Here is a 24628-nt window from a genome sequence, read left to right on the forward strand (position 1 = left end):
CGCCCGGGAGCCCGGTCGCGGCGGCGGCCCCTCGGTGCCGCCACGCCGCCGGACGTGCCGAATGCCATGAATCTCCGGTGTTGACAGCCCGCGCACAAGGTCGAATGTGAGGATGTTCCGCGAAGCGCGGACGAGTGATCACGGGGGTTTCATGCGGTCGATTCCTGCTGCCTGGGTGGCCGGCAGCACGATCTTGCTGCTCACCGCATGCAACACGGCACCGCCGTACGCGTCCGGAGCCTCGGCACCGCCCTCGGCGGCCGCCTCACCGTCGGTGCCGGCCGGACCGGCCTGGGTGGCGACCTGGGGTGTGGCGATGACCGACGGCGGGCAGGCGTTCGCCAAGCAGACGCTGCGGCAGATCGTGCACACCAGCGTCGGCGGGGACGGCGCCCGGCTGAAGATCTCCAACGCGTTCGGGACGCAGCCGCTGGTCCTCGGCGGGGTGCGGATCGCCCAGCGGGTGAAGGACGCGGCCATCGACCCGGTCACCGACACCGCGGTGACCTTCGGCGGGAAGACCACGGTGACGCTCGCACCGGGCGCCTCGGTGGTCAGCGACCGGGCCGAGTTCGCCGTCACGGCCGACACCGATCTCGCGGTCAGCGTCTACCTCCCGGCCGCGACCGGCGAGACGACCCGGCATCCGCTCGGGACGCAGACCAACTTCATCGGTACGGGTGACCAGGCCGCCGCGACCACGATCAGCGGCGCCACCACGGCGAGCAGCTACTTCTTCCTGACCGCCCTGGACGTGGTGAACCAGGAGGCGGCCGGCACCGTCGTGGCGTTCGGCGCGTCGATCACCGACGGGCGGGGCTCGACACCCGGGGCCAATCTGCGCTGGCCGGACCTGCTCGCCGACCGGCTGCGGGCCTCCGGCCGTACGTTCGGTGTGGTCAACACCGGGATCAGCGGCAACCGGCTGACCAAGAACGGCAAGGACGGGCGCGGCGAGAGCGCGCCGAAACGCTTCCAGCGCGACGTGCTGGACCGCACCGGGGTGGCGTGGGTGCTCATCTCCGACGACCCGCTGAACGACCTGGGCAGCCGCAAGCCGGTCACCAGCGACCAGATCCTCGCGGTGCTGAAGCAGCTGATCGCCCGCGCGCACGCGGCGGACATCCGGGTGATCTGCTCGACGCTGACGCCGTTCGAGGGCGCGGGGTATTGGTCGGCCCGGGGTGAGCAGGGGCGGACCGCCTACAACGCGTTCGTGCGCAGCCCGGAGAGCGGCTGCGACCAGGTGCTCGCCCAGGACACCGCGACCCAGGACCCGGCCGACCCGACCCGGTTCTTGGCGGTGAACGACTCCGGCGACCACCTGCACCCTGGCGACAAGGGTATGCAGGCGATCGCCGGAGCTGTCGACCTCGACTGGTTCGGCCCGGCCACCAGGTGACCGGCGACGCTCTCGGGTCGATGCGCCGACGGCTGGGCTAGCAGCCGGAACCAGGAAGTACGACGTTGGGGCAAGTCTTGAGGTGCAGGAATGCGCTTTCCGGGCCAACCTACGGCAACAATTTAGAAACGTCAATGCACTAAAACGAGGGCCGCCGGGACCACCGGATCCGGCCCGGCGGGGCGTCGCGGCCCGGTGCGGGCCGGGCGTCGCGTGGAGGCCCGGGAGCGGGCCGCTGCTTCTGTGACGGCAGCCAGGTCGTACCGAAAGGGTCTGCGGCAGTGATCTGTCGCGGTCTGATGGGTAGTGTCGGACCCGGTGGCGGGAGGGCCGATGAGTATCAGCAGCAACGAGATCGCCCGGTTGGCGGTGCTGGTCGACGCGGACAACGCGCAGCCGGCCATCGTCGAAGGGCTGCTCGCGGAGGTCGCAAAATACGGCACCGCGCACGTCAAGCGGGCCTACGGCGACTGGACCGGGACGAACCTGCGCGGCTGGAAGGAACATCTGCTGGCCTACAGCATCCAGCCGATCCAGCAGTTCGCGTACACGACCGGCAAGAACGCGACCGACGCGGCGATGGTCATCGATGCCATGGATCTGCTGTACTCCGGGCGGCTCGACGGTTTCTGCATCGTGTCCAGCGACAGCGACTTCACCCGGCTGGCCGCGCGGATCCGGGAGTCCGGGCTGACCGTGTACGGCTTCGGTGAGCGCAAGACCCCGAAACCGTTCGTGGCGGCCTGCGACAAGTTCATCTACACCGAGAACCTGGCCGTGCACCACAGCCCGATCGAGCCGGCCGACACACCCGCCGCTCCGCGTCCGCCACTGCCCGCCGCACAGTTGAAATCGGACAGCGCGCTCGTCAACAAGCTGCGCAACGCGGTCGAGGCGGCGTCCGACGACGACGGCTGGGCGGCGCTCGCGGCGGTCGGGCACATCCTGACCAAGCAGAGCCCCGACTTCGACGCCCGCAACTGGGGTTACACCAAGCTCAGCGATCTGCTGCTGACCACCGGGCTGTTCGAGTCGGAACGGCGGCCCACCGAGCGCGGCAAGACCTCGGTGATCTACGTCCGGGACCGGCGCCGGCGCTCCGAGCGCAAGGCGGCCGAGCCGCTCTGACGCCGGCGCGTCATTCCAGGTCGAGCTGCAGGTGGCCGGGCAGCTGGTAGCCGTGCGCGTCCAGGTGGCAGGCGGACCGGACCCGGGTGGTCCGGCCGGTCGGCAGGGTGACCAGCGAGCCGGGCGGGACGTCGGCGTCCGGCGGGCAGAACACGATCGTCCGGCGGTGGTCGACCACGCACGGGCCGACCAGGGTGGGTTCGGCGAACCGGTCGCCGTGCCGGGCCGAGACCCGCACGGTGGTCGGCGCCGACGTGTGCAGCAACGCGAATTCCAGCCAGGTCATGGTCATCTCATGCCCCGTCCGGGAACCGTCATGCCGATCATTCAGTGCGTGTCCCGGTGCTGGCGCAGGCCCTCCAGCCGGGCCTGGGCGCGCTCGACGGCCGCGCGGGACCGGTCCAGGAACGCGTTGCTGCGGTCCAGCCGGGCCACCTCTCGGGCGAACGCGTCCTCGATTCCCTCGATCGGGTCGGCACCGGCGGTGTCCAGCTCCCGCTGGTCGAGGACTCGTTCCCGGGCCGACTGGACGGCCTCGCGCTCGTTGGCCCGGGCCTCCCGCTCGTCGGCGGCCTGGCTCTGCTCGTCGGCCACCCGCTCCCGGACGCCGACCAGGCGCTCGCGCTCCTCGACCGCCCACTCCCGCTGTGCCAGGGCGTTCTCCCACCGCTCGAGCTCCGCATGGCGGGCATCGAGCCGGTCTTCGCGGGGCTTCTCAGGGGGCACCCCCCGATAATAGGAAACCTCGGGCCGTCGTAGTAGTCAGCTTCCGGTGACGAACGCGGCAAGAGCGCGGGCGTCGCCCGGATCGATCCACTCGAAAGTGCCGCGCAACCGGTCGGAACGCTGGTCGACGGTGGTGATGGCGGCGTTCATCTCCCCCCACGGCATGCTGACGTGCAGCAGGGTGCGCAGGATCGCGGACGGCAGGTGCGGGCTGGCGTCGTCGGCGGTGGCGCGCAGCAGCAGGCCGCTGGTGGAGACGTCCTGGACATGCCCGGAGAGGGCCACCAGACGCTGGGTGGCGCCGGTGTCGACCTGCGCGGTGCCGGTCGCCGGGTACGACCCGGGCCGCCGCGGCGAGTCCCGCCGCTGGACCACACCGGCCGGGGTGTCACCGAGCACGGTGATCAGCCCGTCGCGCAGTTCCGCCTCGACCCAGGTGACGCCGGCGCTGCTGGCCAGCTCGAGGATGCCGTACCGGCGGGTGCCCGGCTCGTCGAGGCTGAGCACCGGCATCGGCGGCAGCTCGGCGAGGAACGGCGCGCGGACCTCGGACAGACAGACCAGCGGGATCGCCTCCATGTCCGGGCAGCGCAGGGTGAGGGTGCTCCCGGCGGGCACCGTGATCATCGCGATCGCCTCCTCCGGGCCGTCCGGCCCTGTCCTCTGACGTTCTCACGCGTGAGGGGCCGGGTTAGGGTTTGCCGCAAGATCGGGTGAACGGGAGCGCGAATGACCGAGCGGGAGACGCTGACCTGGGACGGTTTCGGCCGGGTGGGGCGGGAACTGGCGCAGGCGATCGCCGACGACGGGTTCCGGCCGGATCTGATCCTGGCGGTGGCCCGGGGCGGTCTGCTGGCCGCCGGGTCGATCAGCTACGCCCTCGACGTGAAGCGGGTGCACCTGATCAACGTCGAGTTCTACACCGGGGTCGACCAGCGGCTGGACGTGCCGGTGCTGCTGTCCCCGGTCCCGGACGCGGGTGACCTGGACGGCGCGAGCGTGCTGATCGTCGACGACGTGGCCGACACCGGCGCGACGCTGAAGCTGGTCCGCGACTTCTGCGCCGGGCACGCGGCCACCGTGCGCACCGCGGTGATCTACGAGAAGCCGCACTCCGAGGTGCGGTGCGAATACGTCTGGGCCCGCACCGACAAGTGGATCAATTTCCCCTGGTCGAGCGAGCCTGCGGTCACCGCGGCGCCGGTCTGACGATCAGGCGTCGCCGGACTTCTGCTCCGGTGCCTTCGCCATCAGCGCGTCGAGGTCCAGCTGCAGGGTGGAGAGCAGCCCGCCGTGCTTCTGGGTGTCGACGTCGTCGGGCAGTTGCTTGTCGACGAAATCCGCGCGGTGCGACAGGCCACGACCACGGAGTTCGGACAGGATGAGGTGCTTCGGAATGATCATTTCGATGGTGCCTTTCCGACGATCGCGAAGCGCAACGCCGGCGCGCCGCGGAAAATGCGTGCCAAAACCAAGGCGGGCCGAAACTAGCACGTATCCCGGTTCGGCGCTCAATTGTCAACCAGGTGGCAGCATTCTTTCCTCATGGTCCAGCTCGCGTTCCAGCACCCGCAGGCCGGCGTCCGGCAGCCGGCCGGCGTCGCGCCAGCGCAGCAGTTCCTCCCGCTGCGCGTCGATGGTGACGTGCCGCAGCCAGGCGCGGGTCTCGTAGCCCTCGGTATGACCCTCGATCTCCGCGCCGGCGGTCCGCAGCGACTCGATCCGGCCCTCGTACCGGCGTAACCGGACCTGCAGCGCCTCCCGCATCTGCGCGATCTGCCGCGGGTCGAGCTCCGGTTCCTGGGCGCCGAGCTCGCCCAGCCGGATCAGGGCGGCGTGCACCGACGCCGAGCGCGCCTCGTTGCGCAGCGCCGCCTGGTCGTCCGGGCTGGCGTGCAACCCGAGCAGGCGCACCAGCGGGGCGAGCGTCAGGCCCTGCCCGAGCAGGGTGACCAGCACCGCGGTCAGGGTGCAGAACACCAGCAGGTCGCGCAGCGGGAACGGCGAACCGTCCACGGTGGTCAGCGGCACGGCCAGCACGGCCGCCAGGCTGATCACCCCGCGGGTGCCGGTCCAACTGAGCGCGATCACCTCGCGGCCGGTGAGTGCGCCGGAACGCCAGCCGAGCCGGGCCGGCAGGGTGTGCGTGGCGAGCAGCCACAGTGGCCGGGACACCAGGACCACCCCGACGGTGACCGCCACGGCCGGGAGGATGACAGCCGCGTCGTACTGCCGCAGGTCACGCAGGATGGCCGGCAGCTGCTGGCCGATCAGCAGGAAGACCATGCCCTCCAGCAGGAAGTCGACGAGCCGCCAGACGGCGCTGGTCTGCAACCGGCTCGCGCCGGAGGCCCACCGCGGCGCGTCGTGCCCGACGATCAGCCCGGTCACCACGACCGCCAGCACGCCGGAGACGCCCGCCCACTCGGCCAACAGGTACGCGGCGAACGGCGTGGCCAGCGAGATCGCGTTGGCGGTGAGCGGGTCCCGGGCCAGGTGGCGCAGCCGGCGCACGCCGTACGCGACGAGCGCGCCGGCCACGATCCCACCGGCCGCGGCGAGCAGGAGCCGGCCCAGCGCGGCCGGTCCGGAGAACCCGTGCCCGGCCGCCGCGGTGATCGCGACGCTGAGCAGGGTCAGCGCGGTGGCGTCGTTGAGCAGCCCCTCCCCCTGGATCACGGTGACCAACCGGACCGGCAGCCCGGACCGGCGGGCGACCCCGAGCGCGACGCCCGGGTCGTGCGGCGCCACCGCCGCGCCGATCGTCACCCCGGCCGCGAGGGTCGCCCCGCCGACGAACCAGGCGAACCCGGCGCCGATCGTCAACGCGGTGATCAGCACCAGCAGCACGGAGAGCCCGATCACGGTGACCAGGTAACGGCGGATCGCCAGCAGCGAGGAGTCCAGCGCCGCGCTGTAGAGCAGCGGCGGGATCAGGTAGGTCAGCACGAACTCGGGGTTGAGGACGACGTTCTGGCCGGGCAGCAGGGAGTAGCCGATGCCGGCCAGGGTGAGCAGGGCGGCGGAGGGCAGGCCGGTGCGTTCGGCGACCCAGCGCACCATCACCAGCACGACGAAGCCGGCAAGGACGAAAGTCAGTAACCGCTCGTGGCTCACCGTCCGATTCTCCCGGACTGACCGGATCACCGGGATGAGCCGGATCACCATCGGCTCCGACGTCGTTTTCCATGCTAAGGTTCGGCATTCCCGAACCGCTGACCTGCAGTTTTGTGCGTCCTACGGTTCCCGCGCCACGGATCAGTGATCGGCGCCACCTCATGCGAGAACCCCCCGTACCGGAGCCCGACATGCCGATCATCCCGTTCCCGACGCAGCGCGGGCCGTCCCGTCCGGAGCCGGCGTCACCCGGGCACCGCGCCCCGGCGATCCACGCCAGCCTGTCCAGCGTGCTGAGCCGGGTCGGCGCGTTCACCCTCGACCTGCGGAACACCACCGCGCCGGCGCACGTCCCGGACGCGGCCATGCTGCAGCCCGCCGACCTGCGTGGCGCGACCGGCGCCGCGGTGACCGGCGACCGGTGGGCCGGGCTGTGCCCGCCCCGGCCCGATCTGAGCAGCGCGTCGCCGCTGGCCGGGACAGTCGTCGCCGAGCGGGCGATGTCCGCGGTGGTGACCGTCGACGACCGGCCCACCCTGGTCCTGGAGTACCTGTCCGTGCACGGACCGGACGACCCCGCCCGGTACCTGCGCGACCTGCGCGCCTCGCTGGAGCAGCACCTGGTCGTCGACGGCGGCGGTCACCTGTGGTCGATCACCGGCCGGGACGTGGCCGGCCCGGATTCGCTGCTGCTGCGGCTGCGCCGGCGGTTCCGGCACGACGGCGACGTGGTGACCACGGATGTGCACGTGGCGGTCGCCGCGGCCGGCCGGGTGCTGGTGATGGTCGCCGACACCGGGTGGGAGACCACCGACGGCCGGCCCGCCCTGGTCCAGGAGTTGATCGCTCCTGCGGTCCAGCGGGCGCGCCGGCTGCGGTGAGAAACGGTCAGCTGTGCTTGACGGTGAGGCTGTAGAACTTCACCTTCGCGCCGTTGCTGGTGCTCTCCGACGAGGACTGGTTGTACGAGCCGGCCTTGAAGTACTGCCGGTACGGGTTGAACGAGGACGGGATCGCGTAGCTGGTCCTCGTCCCGTTCACGGTCAGGTTGATCGTGTTGCCGGTCACGTTGATGACGTAGGTCCACTTCACACCGAGCGCCACGTTCCCGACCTTGTGCAGGGTCTGCCCGCCGGCCGGTGAGTTCTCGGTGCCCAGGTAGATATCGCCGTTCGGCCGGTAGTAGAGCTCCAGCAGCGGCTTGGTCGACGTGCCGCCGGAGCCGAGGTGCACCTGGCCGACCGCGACGTTCTTGGTCACCGACGGGATCCGCAGCTGCGCGGTGAGCGTGTGGTTGCCGGACAGGGTCCAGTCCGCGGCGCTGCCGTTGGTGTTCATCTCCCGGAACTCGGACCGGGCGTAGTTGGAGTTGGGCGTGGTGACGCCCTTCTCCGGCGCCCAGAAGGTCATCGAGCCGTCGTTCTTGTCGGTCCAGAAGTAGGTCGGGTTGCTGTAGCCGTTCGCGCCCTTGAGCTGCGCGGGCGAGATGGTGTCCGGCTTGCCGGGCGAGCCGGTCGGCAGCTGCAGCTGCCAGACCGGCAGGTCGAAGTTGCCGCCGGGCGCCACGGTGGGGTCGAGGGTGGCGGCCGCCGACGCGTTGGTGATACCGGCGACGCCGAGCCCGCCGACGATCACGGTCGACACGGCGAGGGCCAGCAGGGTGCGCTTGCGCATGGGGAAACCTCGATGCGATAGGGATTCACTCGCCGGGGGGAATTGGCAAGTTACTTGCCAATAAAGCAGGAGGTCGATGCCGGGTCAACCGTTTGTCCAGGTCAAAACCTTAAACAACCTTAAATCGTACGACCTGGGTCGTCCCCAAACGCAGCGTGACCGTCCCGGGCCATCAACGCGACACCCCCGCCACCCCAGACCGCTGAGCGCGCGCCGGGGTGGTGCGGGTGGTCCGGGGAGGGGCCGCTACGCCCCGGCGGGCGCTCAGCGGCCGGGAGGGACGGCGGCGGTCGCGTCGTGCGGGCGGGACGGGGCGTTGCGGTGGGGGACCTGTCCCTTCGTACCGAAGAATGGTTTTGATCTTGGGGTTGGCGGGGCAAGCGAGGCGCATGACGAATGACGCGCAGACTCTGCTCATCCTGGGTGCCTCGGGGGATCTGACCGCGCGGTTGCTGCTGCCCGGCCTGGGCGCGCTGCTGGCGGCCGGGGACGCGCCGCCGCTGACGCTGGTCGGTGCCGGGATGGACGAGTGGGACGCGGACCATTGGCGCAAGCGGGTCGTCGACGCGTTCGGTGACCACGGCACTGCGGAGCAGGCCGCGAAGGTCATCGAGGAGAGCACGTATGCGCAGGCCGACGTGACCAAGGCCGAGGACCTGCGGCGGCTGCTGGACGGGGCCGAGCGGCCGGTGATCTTCTTCGCGCTGCCGCCGGCGATCACCGCGAAGGCGTGTGAGGCGCTGACCGAGGTGGACCTGCCGGAGGGCACCCGGCTGGTGCTGGAGAAGCCGTTCGGCACCAGCGCGAGCAGTGCCGCCTCGCTGAACCGGCTGCTCACCCGGCTGGTGCCGGAGGAGCAGGTGCACCGGGTGGACCACTTCCTGGGCAAGTCGACGGTGCTCAACATCCTCGGCGTGCGGTTCGCCAACCGGATCTTCGAGCCGCTGCTCACCTCCGAGCACGTGGAGAGCGTGGAGATCGTCTTCGACGAGGACCTCGCGCTCGAGGGGCGGGCCGGGTACTACGACCACGCCGGCGCGATGTCCGACATGATCCAGAGCCACCTGCTGCAGATCCTGGCGATGCTGACCATGGAGGCGCCGCTCACGCTCGACCCGCAGGAGTTCCGTGACAAGACGTCCGAGGCGCTGCGCGCCACCCGGCTCTGGGGCGGCGACGCCAAGGAGTCCAGCGTGCGGGCCCGGTACACGGCCGGCGAACTGAACGGCAGACAGCTTCCCGCGTACGCCGAGGAGAAGGGCGTCGACCCGTCCCGCGAGACCGAGACGCTCGCCGAGGTCACCCTGGCCGTGGACAACTGGCGCTGGGCCGGTGTCCCGTTCACGCTGCGGTCCGGCAAGGCCGTCGCGAACAGCCGCAAGGAAGCGATCATCACGTTCAAGGCGGCGCCGCGGGTGCCGGGCGGGCTGCACGGGCACGACGCGCCGAACCGGCTGCGGATCGGGTTCGGGCCGGACATGCTCGCGCTCGACTTCACCGTGAACGGCCCCGGCGACCCGCTCGAACTGGACCCGGTGACCTGGGACGTCGACTTCGGCCCGGGTGACCTGCCGCCGTACGGCGAGGTGCTGCGCGGGGTGTTCGACAACGATCCGATGCTCTCGGTGCGGGGCGACGCCGCCGAGCAGTGCTGGCGGATCGTCGAGCCGGTCGCGGCGGCGTGGCGGGCCGGCGAGGTGCCGCTGCTGGAGTACCCGGCCGGGAGCGCCGGACCGGATTCACCCACCCGTACGGATGGTTGATCGTTGCCCGTGACCGGATGAGCGGAGAACCTCGTTCCGTGGCCGACTGGATTCTGGTGCCCTGCCTGGTGTCGTTGCGCACCGAGTTCGACACCCTCGCACCGCACCGCGACCGCACCTCGGACGGCTCGATCGGCAATCAGGCGCACGCCCGGTCGAGTTCGGACCACAATCCGGACGAGACCGGGAACACGCCGTCCGAGGACGCCGACCGGGTCAACGAGGTGCACGCCATCGACGTCGACGACGACCTGCGCAAGCCCGGCTGGACGATGGCCCGGGCCGTGCAGGTCATCGTCGGCCGGCACCGGGCCGGCCAGGACGACCGGCTGCAGAACGTGATCTTCGACCGGCAGGTCTGGTCGCGCAGCTGGGGCTGGACCGCCCGGGACTACGCCGGGCCCAGCCCGCACACCGAGCACGCGCACTTCTCCGCCCGATACACCACCGCGCAGGAGCGGGACACCCGCCCGTGGGGACTCTTGGAGGACGACATGACCGAAGCCGAGGTGATGGCCGCCGTGCTCAAGGCCCTGGAGTCCGATCGCGGTCAGAAAGCGGTCGGCGCCGGCTCGTGGAACCACGTCGAGATCAACCCGGCCACCGGCAAGAAGGACTTCCGGATGGGTGGCTGGGCCCGTAACGACCTGGTCCGCAGCGCGGAGCGGATGGACGTGCTCACCTCCGGCCTGGACGAGATCCTGGCCGTGCTCGCCCAGCGCCCGGCCGGCGAGATCGCCGAGGTGCTGCGCCGCAGCCTGGGCGACCGCGCCGGCGAGGTCGGCCGGCTGCTGCAATAGTGCTCAGAGCGGCCCGGCCGGCAGGTCGCGGCGGACCACCTTGCCGGTGGCGTTGCGCGGCAGCTCGTCGATGAAGATCACGTCGCGCGGCACCTTGTAGCGCGCCAGCAGGGCCCGCACGTAGTCCCGGATCTCCTGCGGGTCCTGCGACGCGTCCGGGGTGGACACCACGAAGGCGCGCAGCCGGCTGCCGAACTCCGGGTCGTCGACGCCGATCACCGCGGCCTCGACCACGTCGTCGCGTTCGGCCAGCAGGTTCTCCACTTCGAGCGGGTAGACGTTCTCCCCACCCGAGATGATCATGTCGTCGTCGCGGCCGTCGATGTAGAGCAGGCCGGCGTCGTCCAGGTGGCCGCGGTCGCCGGTGGCCATGAAACCGTCGATGACCTGCTTGCGCTGGCCGTCGGTGTAGCCCTCGAACGGGATGCCGGTGCGGACGAACACCCGGCCGGTGACGTGCGCCCGGGTGATCTTGGCGTCCTGGTCGTCGTAGAGCCCGACGTGCACGGTGACCGGCGGCCGGCCGACCGTGCCCGGCGCGCGGCGGGACTCGGCGGGCTGGGCCACCGAGGCGACGGCCACCTCGGTCGACCCGTACACGTTGTAGATCACCTCGCCGAAGGTGTCCTGGAACCGGGTGGTCAGCTCCGGGGCGAGCGGGGAACCGGCCACGAAGACCGAGCGCAGCGACGACGTGTCGTACTTGGCGATGACCTCCGGGCCGAGCGCCAGGATCCGGGTGAGCATGGTCGGGATCGCAACGAGCATCTGCGCCCGGTGCTCGGCGATCGCCCGCAGGATGGTCTCCGGGTCGAACCGGCGCAGCAGCACGGCGTGGTCGGCGAGCGACAACCCGACGGTCCAGGCCCCGAAGCCGGTGCTGTGGAACAGCGGCGAGGCGACCACGATCGCGCCCTGCCGGGGGAACGGGATCCGGTCCGCGATCAGGGCGCTGGCCAGCGGCGACACCTTGGTGCGCGGAGCGCCCTTGGGCAGCCCGGTGGTGCCGCTGGTCAGGATGATGAAACCGGGCGGGCGCTCCGGCATCGGCAGCGGGGTGATCGGCCGGCCGGCGATCAGCATGTCGATGGTCTTGTCGGCAGCGCCCTCGTCGGCCCAGGTCAGGTAGCGCGGCAGGTCACCCGGCAGCGCCTCGATCACCGGGGCGAACTCGCTGTCGTAGAGCACCGCGCGGACGTTCTCCCGCGCCACCACCTCGGCGAACTGCTGCGGCGCCAGGCCGGTGTTCATCAGGGCCAGGCGCAGGTTGGCGCGGGCCGCGGCGCTGATCGTCAGCACCAGGCCGCGGTGGTCGCGGGCCAGCACCCCGATCACCGAGCGCTCCGGCAGGTTCAGCTCGCGCAGGGCGTGCGCCAGCGCGTTCGACTGCTCGTCGAGCTGACGGTAGTTGAGCGTGCCGCGCTCGTCGGTGAGTGCCGGCGCGTGGGGATGCTCGGCGGCCGCCTTCATGATCAGGGCGGCCTGCGGGCCGAGCCGGGCGTTGCGTTTCGCCGCGCCGAGCAGGTGGTCCGGGCGCAGCAGGTTGACGATGCCGATCTGGTGCATCCGCAGTACCGCGCGCAGGTTTTCCAGGGTGCTCATGATCAGGCCTTTCGCCGGAGGTCGTCGACGGTGCGGTGGGCACGGAGCAGAGCCTCCGCCGGGTGGGCGGCGATCGAGGCCGCGAGATCAAGAGCTGTCTGGTACGCCGTGCCGGCCGGGGTGATCCGGTTGATCAGTCCGAGGTCGTGGAGGCGGCGGGCCGGGATCGGGTCACCGGTGAGCAGCAGTTCCATGGCGAGGGCGCGGGGCAGCAGGCCGGCCAGCCGCCGGAGCCCGCTCCCGGCGTCGTCGCTCTCCGGGACGCCGATCAGCGCGTCCTCGGCGGCGACGATCAGGTCGGCGGCCAGCCCCGCTCCCCCGCCGTCGGCGGCCTCGACCGCGGCGATCAGCGGCTTGCCGGCGGCGAACGTGATCGTGCCGGCCGGGGCCGGGCCCGCGAGGACGGCGACCTTGGCGTCCGGGTCCGCGTCGAAGTCCTCGACGGCGTGGTGCAGTGCGTCGGCGGTTGCCGTCGCACCGAGCCGGATCACGGTGACCGGGCCGCGCCACTCGACCAGCACCGCGGGCTCACCGGGCGGCGGGAGCGGCTTGCCCTCCGGCTGCACGTCGCCGGCCGGATCGACCCGGCGGACCACCCGGCTGCCGTCGTCCAGGATCTCCGTGACGATCCCGGCCTCCGGCTCACCGTCGCGGCGGTAGACGACGGTGCCGGCCTCGCGCACCCCCGCGCCGCCGGTGCGCACCGCGCGGGTGGGGCGGTGCAGGCGCAGGCCCGCGTTGACGTCGCGGAACGGCCGGTCCGGCGGCGACGCGGAGAACACCGTGGCGGCGTGCTTGGTGAGGTACCAGCCGACCGCGGTGGCGAGCCCGAGACCGTCCGGGTCGGCGCGCAGCCTCGGCACCAGGGTGGCCACCGCGTGACTCGCGTAGTTGTTGCCCGGCCCGCCGGCGAAGGTCAGTCCCCCGGTCACGGTGAGCGGCCGGTCCGGGTCGTCGATCGGCAGGCCCAGCTCGGCGGCGGCGATCTGGACCGCGGACGGGAAGCAGGCGTAGAGATCCAGGTGCCGGACGTCGCCGATGGTCCGGCCGGTGTGCGCGAGGACCGCCGTGCCGACCGCGTGCAGGGCCGGTGAGGTGGTCAGGTCGGCGCGTTCGGTGACGAACCAGGTGTCGGCGGCGTGCGCCCCGGCGTACGGAAAAATCCATCGGCCCTGCGGGACGCCGGCGTCGCGGGCCGCCTCGGCGCTGCACATGATCAGGCCGGCGGCCTGGTTGACCTGCAGGTTCGCGGTGAGCAGCTTGGTGTACGGCGCGCAGACCGGGCGGTTGCCGCCGTCCGGGGTGGCGAGCCCGGCCGCGGTGCGCGGTTGGCGCAACCAGGCGTAGGGGTTGGTCGCGGCGACCTCGGCGAAGCGCGCCCACAGCCCGGTGATCCGCTTCAGGTGATCGCTTTGGGACAGTCCGAGGCGGGCGCGGAGCGCGGACTCGATCAGGGCGTAGACGTGCAGCGGGGAGATCAGGCCGGCGGCGGTCTCCGCGGCGTTGTTCGGCTCGCGGTCGGCGCCGAGGGTGCGCGAGGGTGCCGTGCCGTCGGGTTGGGCAGGCCAGCCGAGCGGGCGGCCGGCGCGCTCGGCGGCGGCCGCGGTCGCGGCGGCCTCGGCACCGGCGATCAGGGCGACCGTGGTCTCGCCGCGAGTGATCGCGGCGGCGAGGTCGTTGATCAGCCGGAGCGGTCCGTCGCCCCCGAAGAGCCCGGTCTGCACGGTGGTCTGTGGCGCGGCGCCGACCTGCGCGGCGACGAGCGCCCCGCCGTCGGGGTATTGCCAGGACACACTGGCCACCCACCCGACGGTGTCCGCGTTCTTGAGGAGATCGGCGCTGCCGCCGTCCGTGTCGCTGCGCCGCCCTGCGCCGCCGTCCGTGCCGCTGGACCGCGCTGCGCCGCTTTCCGGCGCGCTTGCTGCGGCGCTGTCCTGTGCGGCGAGGCGCAGGGCGCGGACCGCGAGCGACACCGGGTCGCCGTCGCGGACGTCCGTGGTGTGGTCGCTGACCTGGCCCACGCCGACGATGACCGGGGTCCACGGGTCGAGGTCGCGCCCGCTCCGCTCATGCCGGATTTTTCCTGGCTTCTCGCGCTTTTTCTGAGGTCCGGGCACCGCGGCGACCGGCAGATCAGCGGCCGCCAGCCTCCGCAAGGAGCTCCGCAGCGCGTCCGCGAGACTCCGCGCCACCATCGGCCCGAGCGGTCCCGCCGTCGGCCCGCCCTGCACCCCGCCGTCCAGCCGCACCACCGTCCCGGCCCCACCCGGGCCCGTTTCCAGCGACAGGTAGACACCGACCTCGATGCCCATCGGCCCGGTCCCGTCCAACCAGAGATACCGCGGCCCGTCCGCCCCGGCGACCGTCCAGCGCACCTCGACCGGCGTACCCATCAGCTTGACCCGCTCGGCGAACCGCGCACCGGCCGACAGCACCGGAGGCGGCTCGGCCGGCCAGCCGGTGTGCATCACCAGCCAGTCCGCCATCCGGGCCGGCGTCGCCAGATAGCCGAACACCCGCTCGACCGGCGCGGCGACCGCCACGGACAGCGCCCACGGCCGGGCCAGCACGCGCGGCGGCGGCACGGCGGGCGGTGCGGCGGGCTCGGATCGGCGGCGAAGACGCATCGACTCCTCTTAACAGTCTCGCGTGACGGTAATTCAGTGACGTGCATCACGACAAGACCGAAAACGGTCGGGAAAGTTCGGTCATGGACGCCACTAACCGTCACGTCGTACGGTAAGTGCCGTGAGGCGGACCCAGGCCCAGCGCAGCGAGGCCACCCGAGAGCGGATCCTCGACGCGACGTGCCAGTCCCTGGTCGAGCGCGGTTACGCGGAGACCACCACGGCCGAGGTCCTGGCCCGTGCCGACGTGCCCCGCGGCACGCTGCTGCACCACTTCCCCACCAAGGTCGACCTGCTGGTCGCCTCGGTCCAGCACGTCGCCCGGCGGCGGCTGGACGCGCTGGTCGCCGAGCTCGACGCGGTGCCCGGCGACGGCGCCGAGCTGGACGCGTTCGTCGACATCGTCTGGCGGCACTTCTCCGCCCCGCTGTTCTGGGCCGCGCTCGAGCTGTGGAACGCCGCCCGTACCGACACCGAGCTGCGGGCCGCGCTGATGCCGGTGGAGAAGGAGGTGTTCGGGGTGCTGCACGACCGGGGCGTGGCGCTGCTCGGGGACGATCCGCGGGTGCCCACCGTCGTACAGATGACTTTTGAGGTGATGACGGGCCTGGTGATGACCGGCATCGTGAGCGGGGAGCTGGGGCGCCGGGAATTGCTGATCCGCCGGTGGAAACGGGCGGCCGCGGTCCTGCTCGGGCGGCGTGCCCCGGACACCCTCGTCGAACGCGCGAAGGGACACTGACCATGTACGAGGACCCGTTCGAGACCGCGGAACGCGTCACGTTGCGCGCGTCGATGACCCGGTTCGTCCAGCGGGAGATCACCCCGCACCTGGCCGACTGGGAACGCGCCGGCGAGATCCCCCGCGAGCTGCACCTCAGCGCGGCCAAGGCCGGCCTCTACGCCATCAGCTTCCCGGAACAGGTCGGTGGCGACGGCGGCGACACGGTCGACATGGTGGTGGCCACCGAGGCGTTCCTGGAGGCGGGCGGCTCGTCCGGCTGCCACGCCGCGCTGTTCACCCACGGCATCGCGCTGCCGCACATGGTCGCGACCGGCGATCCCGGCCTGATCGAGCGGTTCGTCCGCCCGGCGCTGGCCGGTGAGAAACTCTGCTCGCTGGGCGTCACCGAGCCGGACGCCGGGTCGGACGTCGGCGCGCTGCGCACCACGGCGGTCCGCGACGGCGACGACTACGTGGTCAACGGCGCCAAGCTGTTCATCACCACCGGCACCCGGGCCGACTTCGTGACCACCGCGGTCCGTACCGGCGGCCCGGGCGCGGCCGGGATCAGCCTGCTGGTGATCGAGCGCGGCACGCCCGGTTTCGCGGTCTCCCGCAAACTCGACAAGATGGGCTGGCTCTGCTCGGACACCGCCGAGCTGTCGTTCACCGACTGCCGGGTCCCGGCCGCGAACCTGGTCGGGCCGGAGAACGGCGGGTTCCCGCTGATCGGGCAGGTGTTCGTACCGGAAAGAATCGTCACGGCGGTACACGGCTACGCGATCGCCCAGCGCTGTCTCGACCTGACCCTGGAGCACGTGCGCCGGCGGGAGACGTTCGGCCGACCGCTGATCAGCCGGCAGGTGGTCCGGCACAAGCTGGTCGAGATGCGCCAGCGGATCGAGCTGGCCCGCGCCTTCACCCGGCGGGTCGCGGCCCGGCACGCCGCCGGCGAGTGGGTGGCCGGCGAGGTCTGCCTGGCCAAGAACGCCGCGGTCGAGGCGTGCAAACACGTCGTCGACGAGGCGGTCCAGCTGCACGGCGGCATGGGCTACCTGCGCGAGTCCGAGGTCGAACGCCACTACCGCGACACCCGCATCCTCGGCATCGGCGCCGGCACCACCGAGGTCATGACCGACCTGGCCGCCAAACTCTTCCACTACGACCGCTGATCCGGACAGTTGCCTTCCTGGGGCAGGAACGATAGACAGTTGTGGTTCTTGGCAGAGTGTCCGATGGGGATCGTGGAGGGCTGGCGTGACGGAGCCGATCGAGTGGGTGCCGGCCGGGATCGACGTGAATCGGCCGAGTGCGGCGCGCGTCTACGACTACTTCCTGGGTGGGGCGCACAACTTCGCGGTCGACCGGGCGCTCGCCGAGCAGATCGCCGCGATGACGCCGAACATCGGTGAGACCATGCGGTCCAACCGGGTCTTCCTGCGCCGGGCGGTGCGCTACCTGGCCGGGCAGGGCATCCGCCAGTTCCTGGACATCGGCTCGGGCATCCCGACGGCCGGCAACGTGCACGAGATCGCGCTGGCGGCGGCGCCCGGCGCGAGCGTCGTCTACGTCGACATCGACCCGGTGGCGGTCGAGCACAGCCGGGCGATCCTGGCCGGCGTGGACCGGACCGGGGTGATCTGTGCCGACGTGCGCGACGCCGACCGGGTGCTCGCCGAGGCGGAGAAGCTCGGCCTGGACTTCACCCGGCCGGTCGCGGTGCTGCTGGCCGGGGTGCTGCACTTCGTACCGGACGCCGACGATCCGGCCTCGGCGGTGGCGGCGCTGGGTGCGGCCGTCGCGCCGGGCAGCTACCTGCTGATCTCGCACGCCACCGGGGACGGGCAGCCGGCCGAGGTGATCGAGGCGCAGAAGCTGTCCGGGCGGACGGCCACCGAGATCGTGCTGCGCCCGGCGGCCGCGGTCACCTCGTACTTCCAAGGGTTTGATCTGGTCGAACCGGGCCTGGTCTTCATCCCGCAGTGGCGGCCGGACCCACAGGATCCGGTCGACGAGCACCCCGAGCGAGTGGGAGCGTACGCCGGCGTCGGCCGCAAGGGATGACCGACTTCGTCCAGCTCTGGCTGCAAAAGATTCCCCGGGAGGGCTTCGTCCCTCTGGACGGAGCCGGCCTGGAAGCCCTGCTGCAGCGGCTCGCCGACCGGCTCCACCAGGGCACCGACGGCCGGGAGGTCGGCGCGGAACTGGTCCGGGCTCACCTGACCGATCCGGAGGTGCTGGCGCAGACCCTCCCGCTGATCGCCGACCGGGAGCTCGCGGGCGCGGTCGCCGCCGGGTACGCCCAGGCGCTGCGCCAGGCCACCATGGCCGAGCAGGAGCAGCTGACCCGGGCCGTGCTGCAGGGGCACGCCTCGGTCGAGCGGGCGTTGCGGGCCAGCGAGTCCCGGCTGCGGGCGATCTTCCACCACGCCGCGATCGGCATCGGGGTGAGCACCATGGACGGCCGGATCGTCCGGGTCAACCAGGCGTTCGCCGACCTGCTCGGCTACACCGTCGACGAGATGTGCACGATGACCGTGCCGCAGCTGGCCCACCCGAGCGACCCGCCCGGCATGTGGCAGCTGTACGAGGAGATGATCCGCGGCGAGCGCGACCACGTGCGGCTGGAGAAGGCCTACCCGCGCTCGGACGGCGGGGCGGTCTGGACCGACCTGACGTCGTCGCTGATCCGCGACGAGCAGGGCGCGCCGGAGTTGACCATCGTGATGGTGCACGACATCACCGAGCCCCGGCGGCTGCAGGAGAGTCTGGAGCACCAGGCCACCCACGACCCGCTGACCGGCCTGCCGAACCGGACGATGATCGCCGCGCACCTGGAACGGATCTTCAAGACGGCGGGGCGGGTCGGCCTGTGCTACCTCGACCTGGACGGCTTCAAACGGATCAACGACACGCTCGGCCACCTGGTCGGCGACGCGCTGCTGGTGGCGGTCGCCGAGCGGCTGGCCGGGTGCGCCGACGAGCCGTGCCGGGTGGCCGGCCGGATGAGCGGTGACGAGTTCGTGCTCGCGGTCCGGGACCCGTCCGGGCCGGACGAGATGCGCGCGCTGGCCGAGCGGATGCTGGCCGAGCTGACCCGGCCGTACGAAATCGGTCGTCACCATCTGCGCGTCTCGGCGAGCATCGGGGTGGTGGACAGCGACGTCGGCGCCACCACGCCCGCCGAGCTGATGAAGGCCGCCGACCTCACCCTCTACGTCGCGAAGTCCGAGGGCCGCGCCCGCTACGTCATGTACGACGCCGACCGCAACGCCCGGCAGTCCGCCCGCTACGCCCTGGCCGCCGCGATGCCGGACGCCCTCGATCGCGGCGAGTTCAGCGTCGTCTACCAGCCGCTCGTCTCGCTCGCCGACGAGCGCACGCGCGGCGTGGAGGCGCTGGTCCGCTGGCGGCATCCGCTGCTCGGCGAACTCTCCCCCAGCACGTTCATCCCGCTCGCCGAGGAGACCGGCGTGATCGTCGCGCTCGGCCGGCACGTGCTGGAACAGGCCTGCGCCCAGGCCGCCGACTGGGCCCGCCGCCTCCCGGACACGCCGATCTTCGTGAGCGTCAACATCACCGTCGCCCAGGCCCACGAGCCGGCGTTCCCCTCCGAAGTCGCCAAGATCCTCGCGGACACCGGCCTCGACCCGCGCCTGCTCGTCCTGGAACTCACCGAGAGCGCGATCATGGATACCGACGGCGCGCCGCTCGCCGCCCTCGACGGCCTCGCCGACCGCGGCATCCGGATCGCCATCGACGACTTCGGCACCGGCTACTCCAACCTCGCCTACCTGCGCCGGCTCCCGATCCACATCCTCAAACTGGCCGGCCCGTTCGTCGACGGACTCCGCAATCCGGCGTCCGCCTCGGAGGGCGCCGCCGTCGACGAGCAGATCGTCGAGACGATCGTCCGGCTCGCACACGCCCTCAACATCACGGTCACCGCCGAGGCCGTCGAGACCCGCCTCCAGGCCGACCGCCTGCGCCAACTGGGCTGCGACACCGGCCAGGGCTATCTGTTCTCCCGGCCGCTGCCGCCCGACGCCATCCTCCCCTTGCTGCACAAGTCCGGCCCCAGGTTCGCCGCCCACCCCTGACCACATTTTTCTGGTACGGCTCCGGAGCGCCCGCCCGCAGGCTACGAGCCAAGCCCCGCCCGTGAGGCGAACGCGACGCCGCTGCCACCCCGGACCGCTGCGCGCCACCAGGTCCCCGGCTGGCTCCTGGGGGTGTCTCACGGATGCGGAGACACCCCTGAGGACCAGCCGGGGCCGGGAGGCGCGTGGCGGCCCGGTGCGGGCTGCCGCCTCGCGGTCGCCTCACGGGCGGGACTCGGCTCGTAGCCTGCGGCGGAGCGCTCCGTGTTCGTACCGGAAAAGGGGTGACCGGAAGCGGACAGCGGATCGTCAGTCGAGGATGCGTTTGCGGTGCCGGGCGAGGCGGACGGCCTGGCCGGTGGCGAGGGGGAGCAGGACGCCGGTGATCAGGACGCCGAGCAGGCCGGCGATGACCACCTGGCGCTCGTAGTCGTGGGAGCCGACGAGCCGGCTGATCGTGGAGAACGGGGCGATGTCGTTCAGGCGCATCGCCTCCATCAGGGTCATCGGGGTGAGCAGGATCAGCAGGGTCCAGGCGCCGCGCGCCCGGCCGGCCACGGCGTCGCGCAGCGCCAGCAGGACGGCGGCGGTCAGCAGGGCCAGGGCGATCATGTGCAGGATGTACATGGTGGGCGTGATGTAGCCGCAGCAGAAGCGGTAACCCCAGGTCGTGGTGTCCCAGACGTTGCCGACCGGCTCGTCGACGCCCACCGCGAGCGAGGTCAGTGGCAGGTGTGCACCGCCCGCCAGGAACGTCGCGACGGCGGCGGCGAGCGGCAGGAGCCGGACCGGCCAGGACGGGGTGCTCGGCGCGGCGAGGGCCAGCACGGCCAGGGCGACCAGTGGGAGCAGGAGGTAACCGGGCATCGAGACGACCGGGATGCCGACCGTCGCCCGGACCAGCAGCACGGCCGTGACCAGCAGCAGAGCGACGACCGCGACCACACGGGCGAACCGGCCGGGCCGCGCGGCGAAGGCCAGCACGGCCAGCAGGCAGGCGAGATAGGCGAGCGCGGCCGGCGTGCGGAACGGGCCGAGCGGCAGGTTCATCTGGGTCGCGTTCGGCCAGAGGTGCTGCACCTCGACGGTGGACAGGAAATAGACCGAGAGCGCGCCGAGGGTGGTGAGTGCCAGCACACCGGCCGCGGAGACCCCGTCGGCGAGGCCGCCGAGGCCGATGGTGCGCAGGCGTTCGCGCAGGCCGCCGCGGATCAGGTCGGCGGTGTCGGCGAACCCGGGGCGAGTCCGGTCGCCGGCCATCTCCAGGTAGAGGTCGACGAGCTCGGGGCCGCGTTCGCGCCGGTAGCGGCTCGGGTAGGCGAAGAGGAGTCGCTGGTAGGCGGCGGCGAGATCGACGGTCGGGGTGGTCGACGGCTCGGTGGGGGTGTCGGTCATGCGAAGCTCACCCCTGCCTGCGTGGCGCCGCCGATCGGGCCCAGTTTTGCGGTGGCCGCCGCGACGTGCCGGCGCATCCGGTCGGTCTCGGCGCGCAGGGCACGCTCCCCGTCCGGGGTGATCCGGTAGTAGCGGCGCAGCCGGCCGTCGACGACCTCCTCGCGGTCCCGGGCGACCAGGCCCTCGTCGGCGAGCCGGTCCAGCGCGCCGTAGAGCGTGCCGGGTTTGAGGGCGACTCGGCCCTCGGAGAGCCGGCTCACCTCGGTGATCAGGCCGTATCCGTGCCGGGCCTCGTCGGCCAGCGCGGTCAGAATCAGGAACGTCGGTTCCCGCATGGGATCTGCCATGATCACCACTATATCTTGATCACCAAGATATGGTGGCGGCCATGCAGTGGTGACCATCCGGCGGCGCTCTCGTTGACCCGGACATGTCTCGCACGCTTGCCATCGCCGCCACCCTCGCCGCTCTGACCGTCTGCGTCACCGGATGCTCCAGCGGATCCGAGTCGACGATCGCCCCGGCCGCACAGGACTCACCGGTCGCCGTCGGCACCGGGGCGGAACCGGGGCTCAAGGCCAGCGCCGAAGCGCAGCTCGGGTTCCCGCCGAAGCCGGACGCGGCGACCACGCAGTCGTACCTCGCGGATCTGAAGGCGATCGACCCGGCGCTCGTCGCCACCACCGACCCGGAAGCGCTGGTGAACCGTGGCCGGGACCAGTGCCGCGACATCAAGGCCCGCCCGGAGAAGGAGTGGACGAAGGTCGCCGGCCAGCGGTTCACCACGGCGAAGACCCCGGACGGGCTGGCCGATGCCACCGCTTCGCAGGTCATCAAGGTGGTGCGGGCGCGGTTGTGCCCGACGTACTGACCTCGATCGCCCGGACGGGCATCGACCCTCGCCCGGACGGTGTCGGCGCGAACTCGTTTGACTAACCGGTCTCGATGGATGAGGGTCGGTTATGACCTCGTCCAGGGTGACCATGGAGTCGATCGCGCAGGTCGCCGGAGTGTCCGTGCCGACCGTGTCCCGGGTGCTGAACGGCCGGGACGGCGTGTCGCCGTCGACCCGGTCCCGGGTGGAGGATCTGCTGCGGGAGCACGGATACCGGGCCCGGAACTCGCTGCGGGCCGGCTCCTCGCTCGCCCTGTTCGACGTGATCTTCCCGGAGATCGAGTGTGCCTGGGAGACCGAGCACATCCGGGGCATCGAGGAGGTCGCCCGGGACGCCGGTGTCGGCATCGTGGTGTCCTCGCTCAGCGGCGGTGCCACCGCGACCGAGCAGCTGCTCCGGCGGCTGCGGATCGGCCGCACCGACGGCGTGATCCTCGCCGCGAACACCGGCGACGAACCCATGCGATCCGCCCTGAGCAGCCTGAACGTCCCGGTGGTGGCACTCGACCCGGCGATCCGGATGCCGGGCGAGGTCCCCACTGTCGACGCCGCGAACTGGGCCGGCGCCCACGCCGCGACCCGGCACCTGCTCGACCTCGGCCACCGCCGGATCGCGACGATCACCGGAGATCCGGGCCTGCGCTGCAGTCAGGCCCGGTTCGACGGATATCGGGCCGCGCTGGAGGAGGCCGGGCTCGCTGGTGGTGCCGGGCTCTCCGGCGGCCTTGTCGAGTGCGGGGACTTCCTGCACCGGTCCGGCCTGGACGCGGGGCTGCGCCTGCTGACCCGCGACCAGCCGCCGACCGCGATCTTCGCCGCCAACGACCACATGGCCCTGGGCGTCTACGAGGCGGCCCGCCGCCTGCGCGTCGGCATCCCGGAGCAGCTCAGCGTCGTCGGCTTCGACGACCTGCCCGGGGCGGGGTGGGCGTCGCCGCCGCTGACCACGGTCCGGCAGCCGCTGCAGGACATGGGCCGCAGCGCCGCCGAGACGCTGCTGGCCCTGGCCCGGGGCGAAACCCTGGACACCCCGCACGTCCGGATGACCACGAGCCTGGTGGTCAGGGAGAGCACCCGGCAGGTCAGCTAGTGCCGGGTCGCGGGAGGGCGAGCAGGTGTCGCACCCGCGCCTCGTCCGAGGCCGCGGCGGTCAGCCGCGCGGCGAGATCCTCCAGGGCGGCCCGGTCGGGGCCGTAGGCGGAATACGCCCCGGCCTCCGGGTCGGGTTTGAAGCGGCCCGCGAGATGCGGCGCCTCGTGCGCCACGATCCGGTCGACCACGCCGTCCCAGAAATAGCCGTTGGGCAGGTGCCCGAGCTCCGCGATGACCTCGTTGACATCGTTCATGTCGGCCTCCAGCCACAGGCTGAACTCGCCGGGCCGCAGCTCGCGGACGTTGATCGCTTTCATACCCGGAAGGCTAGTCGCCACCTACGACAAAAATGCCGCGTCCAGTTCCTCGAAGAGCCCGACCGGTACGGACGGCACCAGCCGCACCCAGTACCCACGCCCGCAGACCCACGCCGCGGCGAGCGCCGGGGTCACCGATGCGGCATCAGCGGTCACCCGGTGCAGGGCAGCCACCACGTCCGGAGGCAGGTCGGTCTCCGCGGCCCGGGACGGCGTGAGCCAATGCCGGGTACGCCCCTCCGCCAGCCGGGCCATCCACAGCAGATGCCGCTGCACGTGCGCCAGCGCGTCCACCGCCCGCAGCAGCTCACCCCGCGCCGCCACCCGGTACGCCAGCACCAGCCAGTTCGCGAACCGCCCGCACAACTCCCCCACGTCGTCCGGCAGCACCGGCTCCGCGGGCAGCGAGTCGAGAGCCACCCGCAGCGCCCCGGTCCGATCCACGACGACCATGTGCTCGGCCGGCGCGCCCCGAGCCGGCCACGTCCCCACCGAGGCGATCTCCGCAGTGCCGGCGAAGTGGAACTCCCCGCTGACCAGCCCGGGGAAGAACACCACGTGCGCGCCGAACTCGTTGACGACCACGTGCCGGGCCGGCCCGATCGCGTCCAGCCAGGCGAGCGGATCCACCGGCTCGTCGGAGAACAGCCAGAACTCGACGTCGCTGTGCTCGTCGGCCTCCCCGGTGACGAACGAGCCGTAGATCAGCGCCGCGCTCAGCCGGGCGTCCTCCCGGCAGAGTTCCCGGACCCGGGCGATGAGCCGCTCCTGGAGCACTACGACATCAGGATGTCGTCGACCTTGACCGTGCAGTTGTTGACGTGCACGCCGTACTTCTCGACGGCCTCGATCACCCGGCTGCGCACCTCTTTGGTCACCTCGGCGACCACCTCGCCGGCCCGCAGGCAGAGCACCACGGTGAGGTCCACGTCGATGCCGTCCACCTTGGCCGTCACGCCGCGGCGGGCGTCGCCGACCTCGTCCAGGCCGACCTTGTCGAGCACGGCGTTGAAGAACCGCGCCACGTCCCCGCCCAGCTCGGCGACACCGGGCACCGACCGCGCCGCGGCGCCGGCCAGCTTCTCGATCACCTCGCGCTCGAAGACGGTGTCGCCCCGGTAGGCGGCCGCCTCGACCACCTCGGCCCCGCCGTGCTGCGGAGGCACCGGCTGCGCCGTCGCGCGAAGGGTGATCTCCTGGGTACGGTCCGCGTGGAACCCGGACTCGTCGTTCATCGGCTGGATCCCTCGGCTTGCGTTCGGCGGT

The 24628-nt window shown here is 72.0% G+C and carries 25 protein-coding genes; 12 read left to right on the top strand and 13 right to left on the bottom strand.

The window, feature by feature from the left end:
• The first annotated feature begins 151 nt into the window (after window positions 1–151).
• Window positions 152–1402, top strand: coding sequence for a GDSL-type esterase/lipase family protein (locus tag Apa02nite_RS01980; protein ID WP_203823551.1), 1251 nt, complete (start codon window positions 152–154; stop codon window positions 1400–1402).
• A 333-nt stretch (window positions 1403–1735) separates the two neighbouring features.
• A complete protein-coding gene (locus Apa02nite_RS01985; protein WP_067697883.1) occupies window positions 1736–2530 on the top strand; it encodes an NYN domain-containing protein in 795 nt (264 codons plus the stop codon).
• Between the two features lie 10 nt (window positions 2531–2540).
• On the opposite strand, the gene Apa02nite_RS01990 is transcribed toward Apa02nite_RS01985, so the two are convergent.
• From Apa02nite_RS01990 to Apa02nite_RS02000, 3 genes are read right to left on the bottom strand one after another with little or no spacing between them, the layout of a single operon-like run.
• Entirely contained in the window at window positions 2541–2816 is a 276-nt protein-coding gene (locus Apa02nite_RS01990) for a hypothetical protein (protein ID WP_203823552.1), read from the bottom strand.
• 41 nt (window positions 2817–2857) lie between these two features.
• Entirely contained in the window at window positions 2858–3256 is a 399-nt protein-coding gene (locus Apa02nite_RS01995; protein ID WP_203823553.1) for a hypothetical protein, read from the bottom strand.
• A 36-nt stretch (window positions 3257–3292) separates the two neighbouring features.
• Window positions 3293–3883 (bottom strand): PilZ domain-containing protein, encoded by a 591-nt coding sequence (locus Apa02nite_RS02000; RefSeq protein ID WP_203823554.1) that lies wholly within the window; start codon window positions 3881–3883, stop codon window positions 3293–3295.
• Between the two features lie 102 nt (window positions 3884–3985).
• Between Apa02nite_RS02000 and Apa02nite_RS02005 the strand changes: the two genes are divergently transcribed.
• Complete coding sequence (locus Apa02nite_RS02005) at window positions 3986–4465, top strand: phosphoribosyltransferase (protein ID WP_203823555.1); 480 nt, start codon at window positions 3986–3988, stop codon at window positions 4463–4465.
• A 3-nt stretch (window positions 4466–4468) separates the two neighbouring features.
• Here the strand turns inward: Apa02nite_RS02005 and Apa02nite_RS02010 are convergent, their stop codons facing one another.
• Window positions 4469–4660, bottom strand: coding sequence for a hypothetical protein (locus tag Apa02nite_RS02010; protein ID WP_067697874.1), 192 nt, complete (start codon window positions 4658–4660; stop codon window positions 4469–4471).
• A 114-nt stretch (window positions 4661–4774) separates the two neighbouring features.
• Window positions 4775–6373 carry a Na+/H+ antiporter gene (locus Apa02nite_RS02015; protein ID WP_275412416.1) on the bottom strand — a complete coding sequence of 533 codons (1599 nt, stop codon included), beginning with the start codon at window positions 6371–6373 and terminating at the stop codon, window positions 4775–4777.
• A 191-nt stretch (window positions 6374–6564) separates the two neighbouring features.
• Here Apa02nite_RS02015 and Apa02nite_RS02020 point away from each other — a divergent pair, with 191 nt between their 5' ends.
• Window positions 6565–7254, top strand: coding sequence for a hypothetical protein (locus Apa02nite_RS02020; RefSeq protein ID WP_203823557.1), 690 nt, complete (start codon window positions 6565–6567; stop codon window positions 7252–7254).
• A 7-nt stretch (window positions 7255–7261) separates the two neighbouring features.
• On the opposite strand, the gene Apa02nite_RS02025 is transcribed toward Apa02nite_RS02020, so the two are convergent.
• A complete protein-coding gene (locus Apa02nite_RS02025) occupies window positions 7262–8047 on the bottom strand; it encodes a polysaccharide lyase family 7 protein (RefSeq protein ID WP_203823558.1) in 786 nt (261 codons plus the stop codon).
• A 389-nt stretch (window positions 8048–8436) separates the two neighbouring features.
• Here Apa02nite_RS02025 and Apa02nite_RS02030 point away from each other — a divergent pair, with 389 nt between their 5' ends.
• The gene (locus Apa02nite_RS02030; protein ID WP_203823559.1) at window positions 8437–9810 is read left to right on the top strand and encodes a glucose-6-phosphate dehydrogenase; all 1374 of its coding nucleotides are present in this window, start codon (window positions 8437–8439) and stop codon (window positions 9808–9810) included.
• A 38-nt stretch (window positions 9811–9848) separates the two neighbouring features.
• On the top strand, window positions 9849–10610 hold the full coding sequence (locus Apa02nite_RS02035) for a hypothetical protein (protein ID WP_203823560.1): 762 nt from the start codon (window positions 9849–9851) through the stop codon (window positions 10608–10610).
• Between the two features lie 3 nt (window positions 10611–10613).
• On the opposite strand, the gene Apa02nite_RS02040 is transcribed toward Apa02nite_RS02035, so the two are convergent.
• Window positions 10614–12212 (bottom strand): AMP-binding protein, encoded by a 1599-nt coding sequence (locus Apa02nite_RS02040; RefSeq protein ID WP_203823561.1) that lies wholly within the window; start codon window positions 12210–12212, stop codon window positions 10614–10616.
• Between the two features lie 2 nt (window positions 12213–12214).
• Window positions 12215–14839 (bottom strand): type II toxin-antitoxin system Rv0910 family toxin, encoded by a 2625-nt coding sequence (locus tag Apa02nite_RS02045; RefSeq protein ID WP_203823562.1) that lies wholly within the window; start codon window positions 14837–14839, stop codon window positions 12215–12217.
• A 121-nt stretch (window positions 14840–14960) separates the two neighbouring features.
• Between Apa02nite_RS02045 and Apa02nite_RS02050 the strand changes: the two genes are divergently transcribed.
• From Apa02nite_RS02050 to Apa02nite_RS02065, 4 genes are all read left to right on the top strand, one after another.
• A complete protein-coding gene (locus Apa02nite_RS02050; RefSeq protein ID WP_203823563.1) occupies window positions 14961–15581 on the top strand; it encodes a TetR/AcrR family transcriptional regulator in 621 nt (206 codons plus the stop codon).
• Between the two features lie 2 nt (window positions 15582–15583).
• Window positions 15584–16735: an acyl-CoA dehydrogenase family protein gene (locus Apa02nite_RS02055; protein ID WP_203823564.1), complete on the top strand. Its 1152-nt coding sequence runs from the start codon at window positions 15584–15586 to the stop codon at window positions 16733–16735.
• Between the two features lie 85 nt (window positions 16736–16820).
• Entirely contained in the window at window positions 16821–17627 is an 807-nt protein-coding gene (locus Apa02nite_RS02060) for an SAM-dependent methyltransferase (protein ID WP_067697854.1), read from the top strand.
• Entirely contained in the window at window positions 17624–19663 is a 2040-nt protein-coding gene (locus Apa02nite_RS02065) for a putative bifunctional diguanylate cyclase/phosphodiesterase (RefSeq protein WP_203823565.1), read from the top strand. Before Apa02nite_RS02060 ends, Apa02nite_RS02065 begins: the two co-directional genes overlap by 4 nt.
• A 309-nt stretch (window positions 19664–19972) precedes the next feature.
• Here the strand turns inward: Apa02nite_RS02065 and Apa02nite_RS02070 are convergent, their stop codons facing one another.
• Together Apa02nite_RS02070 and Apa02nite_RS02075 are read right to left on the bottom strand one after the other, a co-directional pair.
• Window positions 19973–21058 (bottom strand): hypothetical protein, encoded by a 1086-nt coding sequence (locus Apa02nite_RS02070; protein WP_203823566.1) that lies wholly within the window; start codon window positions 21056–21058, stop codon window positions 19973–19975.
• Complete coding sequence (locus Apa02nite_RS02075; protein WP_067698049.1) at window positions 21055–21405, bottom strand: PadR family transcriptional regulator; 351 nt, start codon at window positions 21403–21405, stop codon at window positions 21055–21057. Before Apa02nite_RS02075 ends, Apa02nite_RS02070 begins: the two co-directional genes overlap by 4 nt.
• 83 nt (window positions 21406–21488) lie before the next feature.
• Here Apa02nite_RS02075 and Apa02nite_RS02080 point away from each other — a divergent pair, with 83 nt between their 5' ends.
• The gene (locus Apa02nite_RS02080) at window positions 21489–21929 is read left to right on the top strand and encodes a hypothetical protein (RefSeq protein WP_067697848.1); all 441 of its coding nucleotides are present in this window, start codon (window positions 21489–21491) and stop codon (window positions 21927–21929) included.
• A gap of 91 nt (window positions 21930–22020) precedes the next feature.
• Window positions 22021–23043: a LacI family DNA-binding transcriptional regulator gene (locus Apa02nite_RS02085; RefSeq protein WP_203823567.1), complete on the top strand. Its 1023-nt coding sequence runs from the start codon at window positions 22021–22023 to the stop codon at window positions 23041–23043.
• Here the strand turns inward: Apa02nite_RS02085 and Apa02nite_RS02090 are convergent.
• Genes Apa02nite_RS02090 through Apa02nite_RS02100 form a run of 3 tightly spaced genes read right to left on the bottom strand, consistent with a single transcriptional unit; the run spans window position 23036 to window position 24597 of the window.
• On the bottom strand, window positions 23036–23362 hold the full coding sequence (locus Apa02nite_RS02090; protein ID WP_203823568.1) for an Imm51 family immunity protein: 327 nt from the start codon (window positions 23360–23362) through the stop codon (window positions 23036–23038). The genes Apa02nite_RS02085 and Apa02nite_RS02090 overlap by 8 nt on opposite strands.
• A 21-nt stretch (window positions 23363–23383) precedes the next feature.
• On the bottom strand, window positions 23384–24139 hold the full coding sequence (locus tag Apa02nite_RS02095; RefSeq protein ID WP_203823569.1) for a nucleotidyltransferase domain-containing protein: 756 nt from the start codon (window positions 24137–24139) through the stop codon (window positions 23384–23386).
• On the bottom strand, window positions 24139–24597 hold the full coding sequence (locus Apa02nite_RS02100) for an Asp23/Gls24 family envelope stress response protein (RefSeq protein ID WP_067697842.1): 459 nt from the start codon (window positions 24595–24597) through the stop codon (window positions 24139–24141). Before Apa02nite_RS02100 ends, Apa02nite_RS02095 begins: the two co-directional genes overlap by 1 nt.
• Between the last annotated feature and the right edge of the window lie 31 nt (window positions 24598–24628).

The organism is Actinoplanes palleronii (genome assembly GCF_016862315.1).
Taxonomy (GTDB): Bacteria; Actinomycetota; Actinomycetes; order Mycobacteriales; family Micromonosporaceae; genus Actinoplanes; species Actinoplanes palleronii.